This window comes from Mesorhizobium norvegicum, from assembly GCF_004919685.1.
GTDB classification, from domain to species: domain Bacteria; phylum Pseudomonadota; class Alphaproteobacteria; order Rhizobiales; family Rhizobiaceae; genus Mesorhizobium; species Mesorhizobium norvegicum.
The window spans coordinates 30,710-49,234 of record NZ_SMYZ01000012.1; the positions used below are offsets into that span (position 1 = coordinate 30,710).

The 18,525-nt window shown below is 62.4% G+C and carries 18 protein-coding genes; 14 read left to right on the forward strand and 4 right to left on the reverse strand.

Translation table 11 applies throughout. The features are described 5' to 3' along the window. Positions 1-32: 32 nt before the first annotated feature. The 3 genes from FCU66_RS04765 to FCU66_RS04775 all read right to left on the reverse strand — a co-directional run bounded on the left by FCU66_RS04765 (position 33) and on the right by FCU66_RS04775 (position 1,838). The gene (locus tag FCU66_RS04765; RefSeq protein WP_136619664.1) at positions 33-650 is read right to left on the reverse strand and encodes a TadE/TadG family type IV pilus assembly protein; all 618 of its coding nucleotides are present in this window, start codon (positions 648-650) and stop codon (positions 33-35) included. 45 nt (positions 651-695) lie between these two features. Further along, positions 696-1,277 carry a TadE/TadG family type IV pilus assembly protein gene (locus FCU66_RS04770; protein ID WP_136619607.1) on the reverse strand — a complete coding sequence of 194 codons (582 nt, stop codon included), beginning with the start codon at positions 1,275-1,277 and terminating at the stop codon, positions 696-698. Between the two features lie 138 nt (positions 1,278-1,415). Next, positions 1,416-1,838: a pilus assembly protein N-terminal domain-containing protein gene (locus FCU66_RS04775; RefSeq protein WP_136619608.1), complete on the reverse strand. Its 423-nt coding sequence runs from the start codon at positions 1,836-1,838 to the stop codon at positions 1,416-1,418. A 334-nt stretch (positions 1,839-2,172) separates the two neighbouring features. Here FCU66_RS04775 and FCU66_RS04780 point away from each other — a divergent pair, with 334 nt between their 5' ends. The 9 genes from FCU66_RS04780 (at position 2,173) to FCU66_RS04820 (ending at position 11,283) form a co-directional block, all read left to right on the forward strand. Further along, complete coding sequence (locus FCU66_RS04780; protein ID WP_136619609.1) at positions 2,173-2,355, forward strand: Flp family type IVb pilin; 183 nt, start codon at positions 2,173-2,175, stop codon at positions 2,353-2,355. Between the two features lie 176 nt (positions 2,356-2,531). Continuing rightward, the gene (locus tag FCU66_RS04785; protein ID WP_136619610.1) at positions 2,532-3,050 is read left to right on the forward strand and encodes an A24 family peptidase; all 519 of its coding nucleotides are present in this window, start codon (positions 2,532-2,534) and stop codon (positions 3,048-3,050) included. Positions 3,051-3,264: 214 nt separating this feature from the next. Then, the gene (gene cpaB / locus FCU66_RS04790; protein ID WP_136619611.1) at positions 3,265-4,077 is read left to right on the forward strand and encodes a Flp pilus assembly protein CpaB; all 813 of its coding nucleotides are present in this window, start codon (positions 3,265-3,267) and stop codon (positions 4,075-4,077) included. Beyond that, entirely contained in the window at positions 4,074-5,600 is a 1,527-nt protein-coding gene (locus FCU66_RS04795; protein WP_136619612.1) for a type II and III secretion system protein family protein, read from the forward strand. The genes cpaB and FCU66_RS04795 overlap by 4 nt, the downstream gene beginning before the upstream one ends. Positions 5,601-5,614: 14 nt before the next feature. Then, entirely contained in the window at positions 5,615-6,352 is a 738-nt protein-coding gene (locus tag FCU66_RS04800) for a CpaD family pilus assembly protein (protein ID WP_136619613.1), read from the forward strand. Positions 6,353-6,389: 37 nt separating this feature from the next. Continuing rightward, the gene (locus tag FCU66_RS04805) at positions 6,390-7,679 is read left to right on the forward strand and encodes a CpaE/TadZ family protein (RefSeq protein WP_136619614.1); all 1,290 of its coding nucleotides are present in this window, start codon (positions 6,390-6,392) and stop codon (positions 7,677-7,679) included. A 29-nt stretch (positions 7,680-7,708) separates the two neighbouring features. Then, a complete protein-coding gene (locus FCU66_RS04810; protein ID WP_136619615.1) occupies positions 7,709-9,211 on the forward strand; it encodes a TadA family conjugal transfer-associated ATPase in 1,503 nt (500 codons plus the stop codon). 29 nt (positions 9,212-9,240) lie between these two features. Beyond that, positions 9,241-10,254 carry a type II secretion system F family protein gene (locus FCU66_RS04815; protein WP_136619616.1) on the forward strand — a complete coding sequence of 338 codons (1,014 nt, stop codon included), beginning with the start codon at positions 9,241-9,243 and terminating at the stop codon, positions 10,252-10,254. Between the two features lie 9 nt (positions 10,255-10,263). Next, a complete protein-coding gene (locus FCU66_RS04820; protein WP_136619617.1) occupies positions 10,264-11,283 on the forward strand; it encodes a type II secretion system F family protein in 1,020 nt (339 codons plus the stop codon). 89 nt (positions 11,284-11,372) lie between these two features. On the opposite strand, the gene FCU66_RS04825 is transcribed toward FCU66_RS04820, so the two are convergent. Beyond that, on the reverse strand, positions 11,373-12,194 hold the full coding sequence (locus FCU66_RS04825) for a tetratricopeptide repeat protein (protein ID WP_136619618.1): 822 nt from the start codon (positions 12,192-12,194) through the stop codon (positions 11,373-11,375). Positions 12,195-12,320: 126 nt separating this feature from the next. Here FCU66_RS04825 and FCU66_RS04830 point away from each other — a divergent pair, with 126 nt between their 5' ends. The 5 genes from FCU66_RS04830 (at position 12,321) to pdeM (ending at position 18,499) form a co-directional block, all read left to right on the forward strand. After that, positions 12,321-13,685 carry a leucyl aminopeptidase family protein gene (locus FCU66_RS04830; protein WP_136619619.1) on the forward strand — a complete coding sequence of 455 codons (1,365 nt, stop codon included), beginning with the start codon at positions 12,321-12,323 and terminating at the stop codon, positions 13,683-13,685. A 124-nt stretch (positions 13,686-13,809) separates the two neighbouring features. After that, positions 13,810-14,160 carry a MarR family winged helix-turn-helix transcriptional regulator gene (locus tag FCU66_RS04835; RefSeq protein ID WP_136619620.1) on the forward strand — a complete coding sequence of 117 codons (351 nt, stop codon included), beginning with the start codon at positions 13,810-13,812 and terminating at the stop codon, positions 14,158-14,160. Positions 14,161-14,187: 27 nt separating this feature from the next. Beyond that, positions 14,188-15,048, forward strand: a complete 861-nt coding sequence (locus FCU66_RS04840; protein ID WP_136619621.1) for a C40 family peptidase — start codon at positions 14,188-14,190, stop codon at positions 15,046-15,048. Positions 15,049-15,249: 201 nt separating this feature from the next. Then, positions 15,250-17,769: a ligase-associated DNA damage response DEXH box helicase gene (locus FCU66_RS04845; RefSeq protein ID WP_136619622.1), complete on the forward strand. Its 2,520-nt coding sequence runs from the start codon at positions 15,250-15,252 to the stop codon at positions 17,767-17,769. A gap of 13 nt (positions 17,770-17,782) precedes the next feature. Next, positions 17,783-18,499: a ligase-associated DNA damage response endonuclease PdeM gene (gene pdeM / locus FCU66_RS04850; protein ID WP_136619623.1), complete on the forward strand. Its 717-nt coding sequence runs from the start codon at positions 17,783-17,785 to the stop codon at positions 18,497-18,499. The last annotated feature ends 26 nt before the right edge of the window (positions 18,500-18,525 follow it).

Consider the following 18,525-nt stretch of genomic DNA (forward strand, 5'->3'; position numbering starts at 1 on the left):
AGCGGTCCTGCGAACCGCCTGGCTGTCTCTGTTCAACAGTCGCCGCAAGGGACAGTCACGCTTCTGCGGGGGCGCAGATAATAGGTTTCGCCCATCGTTATATTGCTGAAAGCGGAGGTCAATCCAAGCTTCTGTTGGTTGCTCGCCGTCCAGGCGATGACCGGCGTGTAGCCGAGATTGCTTTCGACGCGGATGAGGAAGGTGTTGGCGACCTTGAGCGTTGCTGGAACCGTGGTTTCCGTGGTCGCCGCGGGGCCGGCGCTGGCGACGCCGGCGACCAACTTGCGCGACCATACCACCAGTGCCCTCGTCGCATCGGCCGAGACCTGTATTGCCGTGATGGTGATGGTCGGGGTCGAGCGGTTGTAGGGCTGAAGGGTCACGCTGCCGATCTGCATGATGGCGTCGACATCCGCCTTGACGACGCTTGTCTGCTGGGTGACGAGATCGGCCACCATGCTGCCGATACGACTGACCTTCTTGCTGGTCTCGATGGCCTGTGACGCCTCCATTGTCAGGAAATACATGATCAGCAGAACAGGCATGATCAAAGCGAATTCGACCGCCGCGATGCCGCGGCGATCGGACCAGAATCGATTTGCCTTCCGCCAAACTCCCGCAGTCCTAAGATGTGCCCCCGCACGCATCATGCCCATTGCCCTTTTTCTTTTACTGCTTGTGCATCCGCCTCGAACTCAGTTGTCGAACGGCTCGTTCTGCCAGGTCACCGATGCGAAATGCAGAGTCTTGTTGCCGCCCATCGACTGCGCCAACAGGTCGGTCATGATTGGCCATTTGTAGAAGACGCGAAGCATGTTCCTCGATTCCGCCGCGCCCGCCGTTATGGAAAAGGGCACTTCGGCGGTGCCTTTGGTCAACTGAACATCGTTGTTTTTGATCTTGAAGCCCGCCGTGGCCGCGTCGGCGAATGTTGTATATTGGCGGAGATCCACCAGCAGCTGATTGGGACAATCCTGGGAAACGATGATCTCCAGCTTTGTGCAGATCATGTCCCGCAAATTGGTCCCGGCGACGTCGGTCGCCCTCAACTGGCCGGTGCGCAGCTTGCGCGCGACATCGTCGGTGATGTTGGCCATCACTTCCTGGCCGGCAAACGCGATGCAGCTTTCCAGAATGGCAAAGACAAGCAGGGCGAACGGAACTGAAAGGATTGCGAATTCTATTGCCGTGGCGCCGCGCTGGTCACGAAGGAAACGAGCGAAAAACCTTGGGCGTCTCGCCGTGTGGTCGCCTGCGCAGCCGAATTCCTTGCTCATGTCTGATCCTGCCGATCTCTATACGGTCTCGGAGGGAGCATTAGCGCAAACCGATTGAGGTCCGGTTTGGATGACCGTTAAAGTCAGCGTTGGCGTTTTAACCAGCTGATAACCTGAACGGCATTCGATTGCGCCATCCTACCGGCTGACGCTCATCTCCGCTTCAGAGGCCTTCTCCGCCTCGCTCTTGAAGGAGCTTTCGCAATAGGGCGTGCAGGACATCGTCTGTATTTCGGCGCGCCGATAGATACGCACGGACGAGGCGGCCTGCCGCACCACGGTAACCTGCTCGTCGACGATAGGGCTGCCATCCGTGTCGAGCACGACCAGATTGGTGACGCCGAAGCCTTTGCCGGTCAGCACGATCGTCGAAGCGTCCTGCACGGAAGCGTCGGCGATTGCCGGGTTGCCGACCACGATCGTGTCGGCGGGGCGCGACAGTTTGACGATCTTGGCCTGGTTCATCGTCACCTCGATGCCGGCGCCGGCCATCGCGGGCGCGATGAAGGTCGCGGCGGCAAGAAGCGCGGCAATCAGGATTGACGATCTCGGCTGGGCCATTGAGGCGCTCCACGCAAGCGGACTGATCAACGGAACATGAACGAGATTGGTGAACCAACGGTTAAGCACACGTTGTTGCCGATGGTACAACGGTCGGCAAGGCAGCCTCCGAGCTGCGTTCCGGCCGGGGTCGCAAGCGCCACCAAACCCGCAAACGAAGGGTCGGTCGGCACTTAGCCTGGAGTTAACCACGCAATATGTTCGAACCGGGAAAGGAATCGGTAAGGCTGTTTATTAAGCCGATCGAAAGAGCTTCTCCCTAGATTGGCAGCATCCGATCAACCATCACAGAAGTTGACGGAAGTGCTGTAACACGTGGAGTAGGAGCTCTCAAATGTCTAATCTCATCGCACGTTTTGTGAAGGACGAATCCGGCGCGACCGCTATCGAATATGGTCTGATCGCCGCTCTCATCGCGCTCGCCATCATCACCGGCGCCGGCGCGCTCGGCAATGCACTCAACGCCAAGTTCACCACGATCGGAACCACCTTGAACAGCGCGCCGGGCGGCAGCTGATCGGCCTTATCGCCGAGTACTTGGATTGCGTTCTGGAAAGGGCCGCCGCGTGGCGGCCCTTTTCCTTGCCGCTGCCAATATCAGTATCAGCCGTCTTTTCGTTCCGGGCCTCATCAATCGTTAATCGAACATGCCTAGATTGAGCCCGGTGAAATCGGACAATAGGCGTAGTGCCGATGCTTGAAGCCCTGATCTTCGTCGTTTTTCCGTTCTGCATGTTGTTTGCCGCGATCTCCGACATGCTGTCGATGACGATCGCCAATCGCGTGCCGGTACTGCTCGTCGTTGTCTTCGCGCTGGTTGCGCCGCTGACGGGCATGGAATGGGCGGCCTATGGCGGACATTTCGCCGCCGGCGCCCTGGTCCTTGCCGTGACGTTCGGCCTGTTTGCAATGGGCGGCATGGGCGGCGGCGACGCCAAGCTTCTGGCTGCCACCGCGATGTGGATGGGTCTCAACGTGAATCTCGTCGAGTATCTTGTCGCCTCGACAATCATCGGTGGCCTGCTGACGCTCGCGATCATCCTCTACCGGAAGTCGCTGCTTGCGGCCGTTACCGGCCAAAATCCGTTTCTGCGCCATTTCGCCGACGAGGCAAAAGGTGTTCCTTACGGAGTAGCCCTTGGGCTTGGCGGGTTGCTGACCTATCCGGATTCGCCTTTGATGGTATGGGCGCTGGCCAGGCTGGCGGCCTGAACACAATCTGATTTCTTTTATTGATCCGCGTTGCCCCAATAGGCTTTTCAACAAGGCCGGCCCGGTCATTTCCGCCGGTCAGGCCACATTCCGTCTAATTTATGTAAACCTTAAATTAATCACGATCGTAAGCATTACATTAACCTTGTTTTGACGATTGCCGCTGCAAAGTCCGGCTTGGCTACGTGGTTTGCCAGGGCAAGGGTTCGGACAGATGCCAGCATCGCGATTGATAATTCTGAGCGTGGCGGTGGCCGCGGCGGGTGGCGCTGGGTATGTCGCGAAAAACATGGTGGCACCGCCGCCCCAGGTGGTCGTCGATTCAGGCCCCCAGGCCCCTGCGGTGTCTCTGCAGGATGTGCTTGTGCTTTCGGGCGACGTTCCGATGGGCAGCCCGATCGAGAATAACATCGCCTGGCAATCCTGGCCCGCCGCCGGCGTCAACGCGAATTTCATCACCCGCACCGCCGAGCCTGAGGCACTGGACAAGCTGAAGGGTTCCGTTGCCCGTGTGGCGATGTACGCCGGAGAGCCTCTGCGGCGTTCCAAGTTGATCGGCGAGGGGCAGAGCTTCATGTCGTCGATCCTGCCTTCCGGCATGCGGGCGGTGGCCACGGCCATCTCGGCCGACACATCGGCCGGCGGCTTCATTCTTCCGAACGATTTCGTCGATGTCATCATGACCCGCAGGGCCGATGCCGCCAGCGGTGCCGCCGGCTTCAACACCGAGACCATCCTCAAGAACATCCGTGTCCTGGCCATCGACCAGACCATTCAGGAGGACGAGGAAGGCAAGAAGACCAGGGTGGGCCAGACCGCTACGCTGGAACTGACGCCCAAGCAGGCAGAGATCATCACCGTCGCCCAACAGATGGCGGATCGCCTGACCCTGGCACTGCGGGCGGTCGCGGACACACAGGAAAAGAATCTGGGTGAGGCCGACTATCTCGTTTCCGGCAATGGCCGCAGGGGAACGGTGAGGCTGATCAAGTCGGGCGAAGTTTCCGAAGTAGGGGCAAGGAAATGAGGCTAAATGGTAAACTGCCGGCAATTGTAGCCGCGGCATTCGGCCTGCTGCTCGTCGGAACGAATCTGCAAGGCGTTGTCGAGGCAAAGAACGCGCAGGTCACGGCATCGACGGCCACCCAGCGCGTCAAGCTCGGCCTCAACAAATCGGTGGTCATCGACCTGCCGAGCGATGCCTACGACATTCTCGTCGCCAATCCGGCGGTGGCCGATGCGGTGACCCGCACCGCAAGGCGCATCTATCTGTTCGGCAAGGCGGTCGGCGAGACGAACATCTTTGTCTTCGGCCCGAATGGCGAGCAGATCGTCAGCCTGGATCTGGCCGTCGAACGCGACGTTGCCGGTCTTGAGGACTATATCAAGCGCTTCATTCCGACGTCGACCATCAAGGTGGAACTGCTGAATGACAACGTCGTCCTGACAGGGACGGTCGACACGCCGCTGGACGCAAAACGCGCGGTCGACCTGGCGACGATCTTCGTCTCGGGCGGTGAAGCAACGACGGGACAATATTCGCAGACCGCGGCCGGCGGTTCGTCCCAGAGCGGTGTGGACATCAACAACCCGGACCAGGAGCGCCGCACCAGCAAGATCGTCAACCTGCTCCAGATCATCGGCGACGATCAGGTTACGCTGAAGGTGACGGTCGCCGAAGTCAGCCGCTCGGTGATGAAGCAGCTCGGCGTCAACATGGTCGGGAGCGGTAGCTCCAACGGCATCAGCTGGAATGCGCTGAGTTCTCCATCCTATGGATTGGGCAAGCCACTGTCGCAGTACTCGGGCCTGAGTCTTGGCAATGCGACTTCGCCTCTGCAGGCCTACATCAACGCGATGGAGCAATCCGGGGTCATGAAGACCCTGGCCGAGCCGACACTGACCGCCGTGTCGGGCGAGAAGGCGACGTTCAAGGTCGGTGGCGAGTTCAATCTCATCACCTCGCGTACACAAAACGTTTCAACCGACAACCAGACCGGCGAGATCACCTACACCAACACCAAGCTCGAATACGGCATAGGTCTCGAGTTCCAGCCCGTGGTGCTGTCGGCTGGCAGGATCAGCCTCAAGGTCAGAACCTCCGTATCGGAGCCGACCATGGAAGGTGCCGCCACCCTCGAAGCTGCCGGCAATTTGCCTGGAATGACTATGATGTCGATCCGCAAACGTCTGGCGGACACCACCGTTGAGTTGCCTTCCGGCGGCTCCATGATGATTGCCGGCCTGGTGCGCGACGATGTCCGTCAAGCTGTCGCGGGGTTGCCTGGCCTCACAAAGATTCCGGTACTTGGCACCCTCTTCCGCAGCAGGGACTTCGTGCGCAATGAGACAGAGCTGGTGGTCATCATCACGCCCTATCTGGTGAAGCCCGTGGCGCGCAACGAGCTTGCCAAGCCCGACGACAATTTCAACGCCGCCAGCGACGGCGCCGCCATGTTCCTTGGCCGCGTCAACCGCGTCTACGGCACCATGCAGACCGACAAGCCCAACGGCCGCTACCACGGCGTTGTCGGCTTCATCTACAAGTGAGCGGGGAAGCGGACATGTCTCAGTCAGCATTGAAGGCAAGGACCATCGCCACAACGATGCGCTTTGGCCGTTCGCAGGCCTGCCGGCGAGCCGTTCCGGCCCTGGCGGTTGCGGTTGTGGCGTTGCTGGCCGGTTGCGCCCAGCGCGACAGCATCACGGTCGGCGCCATTCCGGATGACTATCGCACCAACCACCCGATCGTGATCGCGGAGAAGAACCAGAAGATCGACCTGCCTGTTGGCGCAGGTGACCGCGGCATGACCGGCGCGCAGCGCGATACGCTTCTTGGCTTCCTGGATGGCTACGACAAGAGCGCCGCTCCGACGCTGACGATCCAGGTCCCGAGCGGATCGGCCAACGAGGTCGCCGCAACGGCGGCCGCCCGCGGTTTCGCCCGGCTCGCGATCGCCGCCGGCGTCAAGCGCAACCGGATCGTCGTCACCTCCTATCAGGCCGCCTCGAGCGAGGTATCCTCGCCGGTTCGCGTCGCCTTTGTCTCGGTGAGGGCCCAGACCGACAAATGCGGTCGCTGGCCCGATGACCTGATGGAGACATCGGAAAACAAACACTATGCCGATTTCGGCTGCTCCTATCAGAACAATCTTGCTGCCCAGATAGCCAACCCCAACGACCTGCTCGGGCCGCGCAAGTCGACCACCATCGATGCTGAGAATCGCGGCAAGGTGATCGACGTCTACCGTGCAAGAGGCATCTCGGATGAGTTCCTCGGCAATTCGGAAGTGACGTACTGAGCCGCAGTCTCGAACAGAACAGGCTACGCGAAAGAGCATGACGATGAGCAACCTTGCCTACGACGCCCCGGTGGATGGCAGCGATACCTCGCAGCAGGACATCGCCGCGATGCAGGCATTGCGGCCGATCCCGCGCATCTCGATCCAGGCATTCTGCGAGACCGAGGGCGTTGCCAATCCGGTCGAGCGCGCCGGCGAGGACCGCCGCATGACCAAGGCACATCTCAAGGTCCATATGGGCGGCGTCCCCACCGCCATCGAATTCTACCAATCGGCGCCAACGCCCAACCTGATCTTGCTGGAATCGCGCAGCGAGCCCAAGCAATTGCTGGAGCAACTCGCCCAGCTCTCGGAATATTGCGATCCGACTTCGAAGGTGGTGGTGATCGGTCATTACAATGATGTCGGCCTCTACCGCGAGCTCATCCGTAACGGCATTTCCGAATATGTGATCGCACCGGTGTCGATGGCCGACATCGTCAGCGTGGTGTCCTCGATTTTCATCGATCCGGAAGCTGAGCCGCTCGGCCGTTCGATCGCCTTTGTCGGCGCCAAGGGTGGCGTCGGCTCCTCGACGATTGCCCACAATGTGGCTTGGGCGATGTCCTCCCTGTTCAAATCCGAAGTGGTCGTCGCCGATCTCGATCTCGCTTTCGGCACGGCCAACATCAATTTCGACCAGGATCCGGCGCAAGGCATCGCCGAGGCGGTGTTTTCGCCGGAGCGCATCGATGAAGTCTATCTTGACCGGCTGCTCACCCAGTGCGCCGAGCATCTATCGTTGCTGGCAGCACCTTCGACGCTCGAACGGGTCTATGACTTCGATCCGGAGGCCTTCGCTCAGCTCATCGACACCGCCCAGCGCAGCGTGCCGCTTTTGGTGATCGATGTTCCCCATGTCTGGACGGGCTGGACCAAGAACACCCTGATCAAGGCCGACGAGATCGTCATCACGGCGACACCGGAACTGGCCAATCTACGCAACACCAAGAACCTCGTCGACATGCTCAAACGGCTTCGTCCCAACGACCCGCCGCCGAAGCTGATCATCAACCAGGCCGGCGTTCCAAAGCGTCCGGAGATTTCGCCGTCCGATTTCGCCGAGCCGCTCGGCCTGTCGCCAATGTCGGTCATCGGTTTTGATCCGTTGCTGTTCGGCAATGCCGCCAACAACGGACGCATGCTTGGCGAGATGGATGCCAAGAACCCGGTTGTCGCAATGATCAACGAAATGGCGCATGTGCTGACCGGGCGCAGTGAGATCAAGGCCAAGAAGAAGGCCGGGCTTGGCAGCCTGCTCGGCAAGTTCTCGCGCAACAAGAAGTGATGCTTCAGCAGTGGAATCGGTAGTCGATCATGTTTGGTAAAAGAGGCAGCGACGACGGCAACCGGTTCACGCCGGAATTTCGCCAGCCAGCACCGGCGCCTGTCGCGCCGCCGGCTGCCAGTTCTGCCGACACGGCAGTTCTAGCCCGGCCCGCGGCCGCGCCAAGCGCGCCTGTCGCGCCGCCGGCGCGGCGCGCGGTCGAGGCACCGCCATTGGCGCCTGAGCCGAAGCGGGCGCAGCGCGAAAAGAGCGAAACCTACTACGACACCAAGAGCCAGGTTTTCTCCGCGCTCATCGACACGATCGATCTATCGCAGCTCGCCAAGCTTGATCCGGAAAGCGCGCGCGAGGAAATCCGCGACATCGTCAACGACATCATCGCGATCAAGAATTTCGCGATGACGATCGCCGAGCAGGAAGAACTGCTCGAGGACATCTGCAACGATGTGCTCGGCTATGGGCCGCTCGAGCCGCTGCTCGCGCGCGACGACATCGCCGATATCATGGTCAACGGCTCCAAGAACGTCTACATCGAAGTCAACGGCAAGGTCGAGCAGACCGGCATCCGCTTCCGTGACAACCAGCAGCTCCTCAACATCTGCCAGCGCATCGTCAGCCAGGTTGGCCGCCGTGTCGACGAATCCAGCCCGATCTGCGACGCGCGTCTTCCCGACGGCTCCCGCGTCAACGTCATCGCGCCGCCGCTCTCCATCGACGGCGCCACGCTCACCATCCGCAAATTCAAGAAGGACAAGCTGACGCTCGATCAGTTGGTCAAGTTCGGCGCCATTTCACCCCAAGGCGCCGAAGTTCTCAAGATCATCAGCCGTGTTCGCTGCAACATCGTCATCTCGGGCGGTACCGGCTCGGGCAAGACGACGCTGCTCAACTGCCTGACCAACTATATCGACCGCGAGGAGCGCGTCATCACCTGCGAGGACTCGGCCGAGCTGCAACTGCAGCAGCCGCATGTCGTGCGCCTCGAAACCCGCCCGCCCAATCTGGAGGGCGAGGGTGAGGTGACGATGCGTGACCTGGTCAAGAACTGCCTGCGCATGCGTCCCGAGCGCATCATCGTCGGCGAAGTGCGCGGACCCGAAGTGTTCGACCTTCTGCAGGCGATGAACACCGGCCATGACGGTTCGATGGGAACGATCCACTCGAACAGCCCGCGCGAATGCCTGAACCGTATCGAATCCATGATCGCCATGGGCGGCTATTCGCTGCCGCAGAAGACAGTGCGCGAAATCGTCGTCGGCTCCATCGACGTGATCATCCAGGCAGCGCGCCTGCGTGACGGATCGCGTCGCATCACCCACATCACCGAGGTGATCGGAATGGAGGGCGACGTCATCATCACGCAGGATATCGTCCTCTACAACATCAAGGGCGAGGACGCCAATGGCAGGCTGCTGGGAGAGCATGTATCGACCGGCATCGGTCGTCCGCATTTCTGGGAGCGGGCCCGCTATTATGGCGAGGAGCAGCGCCTCGCCATTGCGCTCGAGGCGATGGAGAAACGCGCTGACTGACGCATCCTGGGGCGTAAGGGTTCGGGCCAATGTTTGGAATTGACGGCACAGTACTGGCGTTTGTAGTGCTCGCCGGCTTCAGCGCCGGCGGGGTCGCCTATGCATTCCTGTTCACCCGGATCAGCAACGAGAAACAGGTCGGCAAGCGGCTCGAAACGATCAAGACCGCCGAGACGGATCGTTCCGTCGTCAAGGCCTCGCGCGACCGCGCAGCGGAAGCCGTCAAGCGGCGCAAATCGGTTCAGGATTCGCTCAACGAGCTCGACGCAAAGCAGAAAACCAAGGACAGCGCGGTCAAGAAACCGCCGCTGAAAGCCCAGCTCCGTCAGGCCGGGCTGAAGACCACAATCGAGCGCTTCTATATATACTCCGCCATATGCGGCCTCGCTTTGACGATGGCTGCCTTTGTGGCCGGAGCGCCGCTGATCGTCTTGCCGGGGGTGCTGCTGGCCGGCGCGCTCGGCCTGCCGCGCTGGTTCGTCTCGTTTCGTCGCGCCCGCCGCGTCAAGGCATTCCTCAACGAATTTCCAAACGCGCTCGACATCATCGTGCGCGCCGTAAAATCCGGCCTGCCGCTGAACGACGCCGTGCGCCTGATCGCCAACGAATCGCCCGAACCGGTGAAGACTGAATTTCGTCGAATCGTCGATTCCCAGCAGATGGGCCTGTCGATCCCCGATGCGACCTTGCGCATGCCCGAAACCATGCCTTGCACGGAGGCAAGCTTCTTCGGCATCGTCATCCAGATCCAGTCGCAGGCCGGCGGCAATCTCTCCGAGGCGCTGGGCAATCTTTCGCGCGTGCTCCGCGATCGCAAGAAGATGAAGGCCAAGGTCGCGGCGCTGTCGATGGAAGCCAAGGCGTCCGCCGCGATCATCGGTGCGCTGCCCTTCATCGTCGCCTTTCTCGTCTACCTGTCGAGCCCGGCCTACCTGATGCCGCTGTTCGTCACCAGCGTTGGACACCTGATCCTTGGGTGCTCGGCAGTCTGGATGTCGATCGGCATCTTTGTGATGCGCAAAATGATGAACTTCGAAGTCTAGGATCGCGGCATGACCGAGCAAGTCATCAAAACCCTGACGGATCCGACCTTCCTGATCGCGCTGCTGGTCGCCATTGCGGTGTTTGCGACCGTCTTCACCTTGCTGCCGGCGTTTGGCGGAAACCAGCTCAAGTCGCGCATGAAAACAGTCGCACTGGAACGCGACGAACTGCGTGCCAAGCAGCGCGCCCGGCTTGCCGTCGAGGCGGATCGCCGTCGCAAGGGCCTGCGCGAGGAACAGTCGGTTGGCATGCGCAACATTGTCGACCGGCTGGATCTGAGGCGCGCGCTCGCCGACGAGGGCACGTTGCAGAAACTCAAGGTGGCCGGGTTTCGCGGGCAAAATCCGCTGACGCGGTTTCTTTTCTTCCGTCTCGTGCTTCCCTTCGTCGGCTTCGCGCTGGCCGCAATCTACATCTTCGTCCTCGGCGGATTGCCCGACAAACCATTGGTCATCAGGCTGTTCGTCTGCATCCTCGTTGCGTATGGCGGCTTCTACGCACCGGTCGTCTACGTCAACAACCGCGCCACCAAGCGCAAGCAGTCGATCCAGATGGCATGGCCGGATGCGCTCGATCTGCTGCTGATCTGCGTCGAATCGGGCATGTCGGTGGAAGCAGCACTCCGCAAGGTCGCCGACGAGATCGGCGCGCAATCGGTGGCACTGGCGGAAGAATTCATCCTCACCAACGCCGAGCTTTCCTATCTGCAGGAGCGCAAGCAGGCCTACGAGAACCTGGCAAGCCGCACCGGCCTGGATTCGGTCAAGTCGGTGTCGCAGGCACTCGTCCAGGCCGAGCGTTACGGCACGCCGGTGGCGCATGCACTGCGCGTGCTTGCAGCCGAAAGCCGCGACATGCGCATGAATGCGGCCGAAAAGAAGGCAGCCGCCTTGCCGCCAAAGCTCACCGTGCCGATGATCCTGTTTTTCCTGCCGGTGCTTTTCGCCATCATTCTGGGCCCCGCCGGCATTCAGGTCAGCCAGCGCGGTATCTTCGGAGATCATCCGGCACCGGCTGCAGCCCAGTAACGACAAGGCAAATCCCTGCACGACATCTGAAAAAGCCGCGCTGCATGCAGCGGGCTTCTTCATTGATGGTCGCTACAAGGATCGTCGTCTCAGTTGGTCGCGGACTTTGACTTGTCCTGATCCTTGAGCTGGCTCCAGGCGTTTTGCTGGGCCAGCATCTGCCTGAGATAGGCGACGTTGGCCTGCGCCTGTTCGGGCGAGAGTTCCTGTGAGGCGATCTTCTCGGCTTCGTCGAAACGGCCCTGCAGGCCGACGACCAGCGCCAGGTTCTGACGGACCCGGCTGTCCGCATTCGGCTGCTGCGCGGCCGAGCGCATATAGGTTTCGGCGGTGCGCAGGTCACCTTCCAGCACATAGGACATGCCGAGATTGGAGAGCACCGAAGGCTCGTTCGGCTTGAGTTCGAGCGCCTTGCGGTAAAGCTGGCGCGCATCGTCCTTCTGGCCGGTCTGGTCGAGAATGGCCGCTTCGGCCGACACCAGCTTCCAGTCGGGATATTCCGGTGTCTGAGCGCGGCGCACGGCATCGAGTGCCGCGTCGAGCTGGCCGTTGGCGGCCAGCGCCTTGCCATAGGCGGCGAGCACGTCACGATCCTTCGGCATGGCGATCGCCAGCTTGCGCATCACGGCGAGCGACTGTTCGGCGTCGCCATCCATCTGCAGTGCCGCGGCATAATTTGTCGCTATCCGCTTGTCGTTGGGGTTCCTGGCGTAAGATTGGCCAAGTGACGTCGTCGCAGTGTGCAGTTCTCCCGCCGACATGGTTTCCAGCGGTTTGCCGCTGGTGCGCCCGATCGAGCCGGTGGAGAGCTTGTCGGTTCCGCAGCCGGCGACGCCCGCTGCGAGCACCAGCGCAAGGGCCGTGATGATGAGCCGTTTTCCCCTGGCGTTGATCGTGCGGTTGGTCGGCATGGCTACCTAAGCCTCCATTCATGCGCGGCCATTGCGTGGCCGTCTTCCCTCCCGCAGAAATATTCTGTTAACCCTAACGGACGGTTAAGAACGGCGACTCGAAGGTCGCCGCATGGAGAACATCGAATGCCTGTCGAACTCGTCGAGAAGAAACTGCCGGGCTCACTGCCGGTCCATCTGGTCGCCAGGGACGGTCTGGACGCAGCCGGTCTTGCGCCAGCCGCTGTCGCCTGGGCCAGAGCCAACGGCTTTTCCGGCGAGGCAGGCAGGACGCTGGTCGTTCCTGGCGAAAACGGCGCGCTCGGCGGCGCCTTGTTCGGTGTCGGCGATGGCGAAGGCGCGCTCGCCCTCGGCGCGCTGTCGAAAGCCTTGCCGGAAGGCGACTGGCATTTCGCCTCGGCGCCGGTCGAGCCCGAACTGGCGGCAACCGCGCTGGCGCTCGGCGGCTACGTCTTCACCCGCTACGGCAAGAAGTCAGGCAAGGCGCTGCGCTTCGAACTGCCGACCGGCGTCGAAGCCGGGCGCGTTCGCCGCATTGCCGATGGCGTCTTCCTGACACGTGATCTGGTCAACACGCCGACCAGCGATATGGGCCCGGAAGACCTGGAGCAGGCGGTGCGGACCCTGGCCGGCAGGCACAAGGCCGAAGTCTCGGTGGTGACGGGCGACGATCTCCTCGAGCAGAATTTCCCGATGATCCATGCCGTCGGCCGCGCGTCGGTCGGCGCGCCGCGGCTGATCGACATGAGATGGGGGCGGCAAAGCGCGCCGAAGGTGACGCTGGTTGGCAAAGGTGTGTGTTTCGACACTGGCGGTCTCGACATCAAGCCATCGTCCGGCATGCTGCTGATGAAGAAGGACATGGGCGGTGCCGCCAATGTCCTTGGTCTCGCCTCGATGATCATGGCTGCCGGGCTGAATGTGCGGCTGCGCGTGCTCATTCCCGCGGTCGAGAATTCGATCGCCGGCAACGCCTTCCGGCCCGGCGACGTGCTGGCAAGCCGCAAGGGCATCACAGTCGAGATCGGCAATACGGATGCCGAGGGGAGGCTGGTGCTGGGCGATGCGCTGGCGCTGGCCGACGAGGAGGAGCCGCAGCTTCTGGTCGACATGGCGACGCTGACAGGGGCTGCCCGTGTCGCGCTCGGCCCCGACCTGCCACCTTTCTATACCGGTGACGAAGCGCTGGCAGCCGAACTGGCGGCGGCTTCCGTCGCGGTCGAAGATCCGCTGTGGCGCATGCCGTTGTGGCGGCCTTACGATGCAAAACTGTCGTCGAAGATCGCCGACATCAACAATGTCACCACGGACGGTTTCGCCGGCTCGATCACGGCGGCACTGTTTCTCAAGCGCTTTGTCGAAAAGACCGCGGGCTGGGCGCATTTCGACATCTTCGCCTGGAACCCCGCCGACCGTCCGCATGGCCCCGCCGGCGGCGAGGCGCAAGGCATTCGCGCGCTGGAGCGGGTCATCTCGAAACGCTTTGGCTAACCATGATCCCGAGTGGGAACCGGTTTTCTCGGACAAACGGAAACCGTTTGTCCAGAGATCATGGTTCAACAAGAAGGTCAGAAACTGAAACGGAACCGAAACAATTTGCCGTCATGCTGGCGTGATGTCGATTGCGATGCGCCCGAGCCAGGCCTTGCGACTGTGGCAGCAAGTGATGCTGTCGCAGGTGCGCGACGACGCGCCCGATCTGACCATGCGCCAGACGGCGATCCTGTTCACCATCTATCTCGATCCGCCGCCGCACACGGTGCGAGGGCTTGCCGCGCGCCTCAATGTCACCAAGCCGGTCATCACCCGCGCGCTTGACACGATGGGCGCGCTGAAACTGGTGTCGCGCCATCGCGACGAGTTCGACAAGCGCAATGTTCTGATCCGGCGCACGGTCGAGGGCGCGCTCTTTGTCGAGCGCTTCGGCGATGGTATCATTGCCAAGGCCCACGAACTGCCGATTTGACCCACCAGACTTGATCGAGTTGCCGATTTGACTGCCAGGGATGCCCGCCTTCACGCTTTCCGTTCCGACCTCGCCGATGCACGGCTGAAGGGTGAGGTCGCCGCCGAGCGCTTCGTTGCTGGCCGGCCGGCGCGGATCACCGCGGCCGTGGCCGACATGCGCAAGGCACCGCGGCCGGATGCCGGCGTCAACACGCAACTTCTGTTCGGCGATGATGTCCTGGTCTTCGAAGTGGCCGAAGGCTGGGCGTGGGTCCAGGCCGAACGTGACGGCTATGTCGGCTATGTCGCCGACACAATGCTGGGCGGGCGGGACCATGCGCCCACGCACATCGTCTGCGTGCCGCGCACCTTCCTCTACCCCGGGCCGGATCTGCGCTTTCCAATCGCCGGACAATTGTCGATGGGATCGACGGTGACGGTGACGGATGCCACCGAGACGCGTGGTACACATTATGCCGTCCTGTCCTCTGGCGAGGCGTTGATCGCAGGTCACCTGCGGTCAATCGGCGAAGCTGCTGCTGACTATGTCGCGGTTGCCGAGACGTTTCTTGGAACACCGTATCTCTGGGGTGGCACTTCCGGCTTCGGCATCGACTGTTCGGGCCTGGTGCAACTGGCGATGCGCATGGCCGGCAGCGACGTGCTGCGCGATTCCGACATGCAGGCAGCGACACTCGGCGATCCGCTCGAGCCGGGTCCTGATTTCTCAGGGTTGCGGCGCGGCGATCTGGTGTTCTGGAAGGGCCATGTCGCCGTCATGACCGACGCCGACACGATGATCCACGCCAACGGCCACACCATGCTGGTGTCGCGCGAAGGGTTGAAGGACGCCGTCGTCCGCATCGGCTACCTCTATGGCGGCCCGACGGGATTCAGGAGGCCGTAGCTTTTCTTCCTTCGCCCCGTTCACGGGGAGAAGGTGCCCGAAGGGCGGATGAGGGGCGGCGCGAGCATTTAAAGGTTCGCGCTGCCCCTCACCTGCCTCCCGGCATCCTCTCCCCGTAAACGGGGCGAGGAAAGCTCTCCACGATCACCTTTTGTTCCGATTTTCCTTGGCGTTCGCGCGCCGTCGCGCTACCTCTGGCGGGTGACAGAGCAGCCGCGCCTTGCCGAACAGAATGCCACCGTGGCCCTGCCCGAACCATTTATCAGATGGTTTGGCGAGAAAGGCTGGTCGCCGCGTGTCCATCAGATTGAACTTCTGGCGAGAGCCCAGGCCGGACAGTCGGTCCTGCTGATCGCCCCGACCGGCGCCGGCAAGACGCTGGCCGGCTTCCTGCCTTCGCTGACCGAACTGGCCAACCGGCCAAGGCGAAAGCCAGGCCAGGCGCATCGCGGAATCCACACGCTCTACATCTCGCCGCTGAAGGCGCTTGCCGTCGATATCGAGCGCAATCTCGGCAAGCCGGTGGAGGAGATCGGCCTGCCTGTCACCATCGAGACGCGCACCGGCGACACCCCTGCCCACAAGCGCCAGCGCCAGAAGCTGGTGCCGCCCGATATTCTGCTGACCACGCCCGAGCAGCTGGCGCTACTGATCGCGGCGCCTGACGCCCGACGCTTCTTCGAGGATCTGCGCTATGTCGTGCTCGACGAGTTGCACTCGTTGGTGACGTCGAAGCGCGGGCATCTGCTGGCGCTCGGTCTGGCGCGGCTGCGCAGTTTTGTCCCCGGCTTGCAGACGATCGGGCTGTCGGCGACGGTGGCCGAGCCGGACGAGTTGCGGCGTTGGCTGGTCGGCCAGAATCCGCCGGGCGCCATGGCTGGCCTGATCACGGTGGCCGGCGGGGCCAAGCCCGATATCTCCATTCTCGACTCGGAACAGCATGTGCCGTGGTCCGGCCATTCGGCCCGCTACGCCATTCCCGAAATCTATGAGGCGATCAAGCGGCACCGCACGACGATCCTGTTCGTCAACACACGCAGCCAGGCGGAACTCCTGTTCCAGGAATTGTGGCGGGCAAATGAGGACTCGCTGCCGATTGCCTTGCATCACGGCTCGCTCGATGTCGGTCAGCGTCGGCGCGTGGAGAAGGCGATGGGCGAGAATGCGCTGCGCGCCATTGTCGCGACGTCGACGCTCGATCTCGGCATCGACTGGGGCGATGTCGACCTGGTCGTGCATGTCGGCGCGCCGAAGGGTGCGAGCCGGCTGGCGCAGCGCATCGGCCGCGCCAACCACCGCATGGACGAACCGTCCAAGGCAATCCTCATTCCGGCCAATCGTTTCGAGGTGCTGGAATGTCGGGCCGCCCTCGACGCCAATTATCTCGGTGCGCAGGACACGCCGCCGCTGATCGCCGGCGCGCTCGACGTGCTGTCGCAGCATGTGCTGGGCGTCGCCTGCGGTGCGCCCTTCGATGCCGATCTGCTGTTCGAAGAGGTGCGCGGTGCCGCGCCCTATGCCGGGCTGGCGCGTGAGACCTTCGACCGCGTCGTCGATTTCGTCGCCACCGGCGGCTACGCGCTGAAGAATTACGAGCGCTACGCCCGCATTCGAAAGACGGCCGACGGGCTGTGGCGCGTCTCGCATCCGCGCATCGCGCAGCAATACCGGCTGAATGTCGGCACCATCGTCGAAATGCCGGAGCTCAATGTCCGCTACGTGAGGCAGGGCCGCGGCATGGCGGGGCGCGGCGGGCCGGTGCTGGGCAAGGTCGAGGAGTATTTCGCCGAGACGCTGCGGCCCGGCGACAACTTCCTGTTTGCCGGCAAGGTGCTGCGCTTCGAGGGCATCCGCGAGAACGAATGCGTCGTCTCCAATGGCGCCGGCGCCAACATCATCGTGCCGTCCTATGCCGGCGGCAAGTTTCCTTTATCGACCTATCTCGCCGATCAGGTGCGCGGCATGCTGGCCGACAGCGACCGCTGGCAGGCGCTGCCCGAGCAGGTGGCCGACTGGCTGCGGCTGCAGAAGGAAAGGTCGGTGCTGCCGAAGCGCGGCGACCTTCTGGTCGAGACCTTTCCACGCGGCAACCGCCACTACATGGTCGCCTATCCCTTCGAGGGCAGGCTGGCGCACCAGACGCTCGGCATGCTTTTGACGCGGCGGCTGGAGCGGGCGAATGCCCGCCCGCTCGGCTTCGTCGCCACCGACTATTCGCTGGCCGTCTGGGCGCTGGACGACATGGCGACACTGTTCAAGGCGAAGAAGCCGTCATTGGCCGCCTTGTTCGACGAAGACATGCTGGGCGACGATCTCGAGGCCTGGCTGAACGACAGCTGGATGCTGAAGCGGACCTTCCGCACCTGCGCGGTCATCGCCGGGTTGATCGAGAAACGCTTTCCTGGCCAGGAGAAGAGCGGCCGCCAGGTGACTGTGTCGGCCGACCTCATCTATGACGTGCTGCGCAGCCACGAACCGGACCATATCCTGCTGCAGGCAACGCGCACCGATGCGGCGGCCGGACTGCTCGATGTCAGCAGACTTGCCGAGATGCTCTCGCGCGTGCGTGGTCGAATCATGCATAAGCATCTTGAGCAGATATCGCCGCTGGCGGTGCCGATCATGCTGGAGATCGGCAAGGAATCGGTGAATGGCGGCGCCAATGAGTCCTTGCTCATGGAAGCCGCCGATCTGGTCGAGGAGGCCATGGGCCAAAGATGAGTCTGATTTCCTGATGAATTTTTCGCTGGCGCGCGCATCGCTGATCGCCGAGGCCGACCTTGTCGGCATCGCCGGCGAGCGCGCCGTCTGCGACCCGCGCGGCGTGCTTTATTTTCCGGATCTGCGGCTTCTGGCCGTTTCCGACCTGCATCTGGAAAAGGGTTCGTCGCTGGCACGGCGCGGCACGCTGATCCCGCCCTACGACACCGGCGCGACCTTGCTGAGACTGCAGGCGGTGATATCAGACTACCAGCCATCGATCGTCATCAGCCTGGGCGACAGTTTTCATGATGGCGGCGGCGCCGAGCGTATGCACGCGAGCTTCCGCGAGCGGCTGGAAGCGCTGATATCGGGCCGCGACTGGTTCTGGGTTGCCGGCAATCATGATCCGGAAGCACCGGCCGACCTGCCCGGCGAAACAGTGCGCGAACTGGCCATCGGTTCGCTGCTGTTCCGGCATGAGCCATCGAAGCAGCGTGTCGAAGGCGAAATAGCGGGCCATCTGCATCCTTGCGCCCGCATCGTCCAGCGCGGCCGTTCGGTGCGGCGGCGCTGCTTTGCCGGCGACGGCGGCCGCATGATCATGCCGGCCTTCGGCGCCTATACAGGTTCGCTCAACGTGCTCGATCGCGCCTATGCCGGGCTGTTCCGGCCGGACACGCTGATGGCATACATGCTTGGCGCGGACCGCATTTTTGCGATTTCACGGTCGATGCTGCGGCCCGGCTGAGGTCGCTGCCAGGTCCTTGGGCGGAA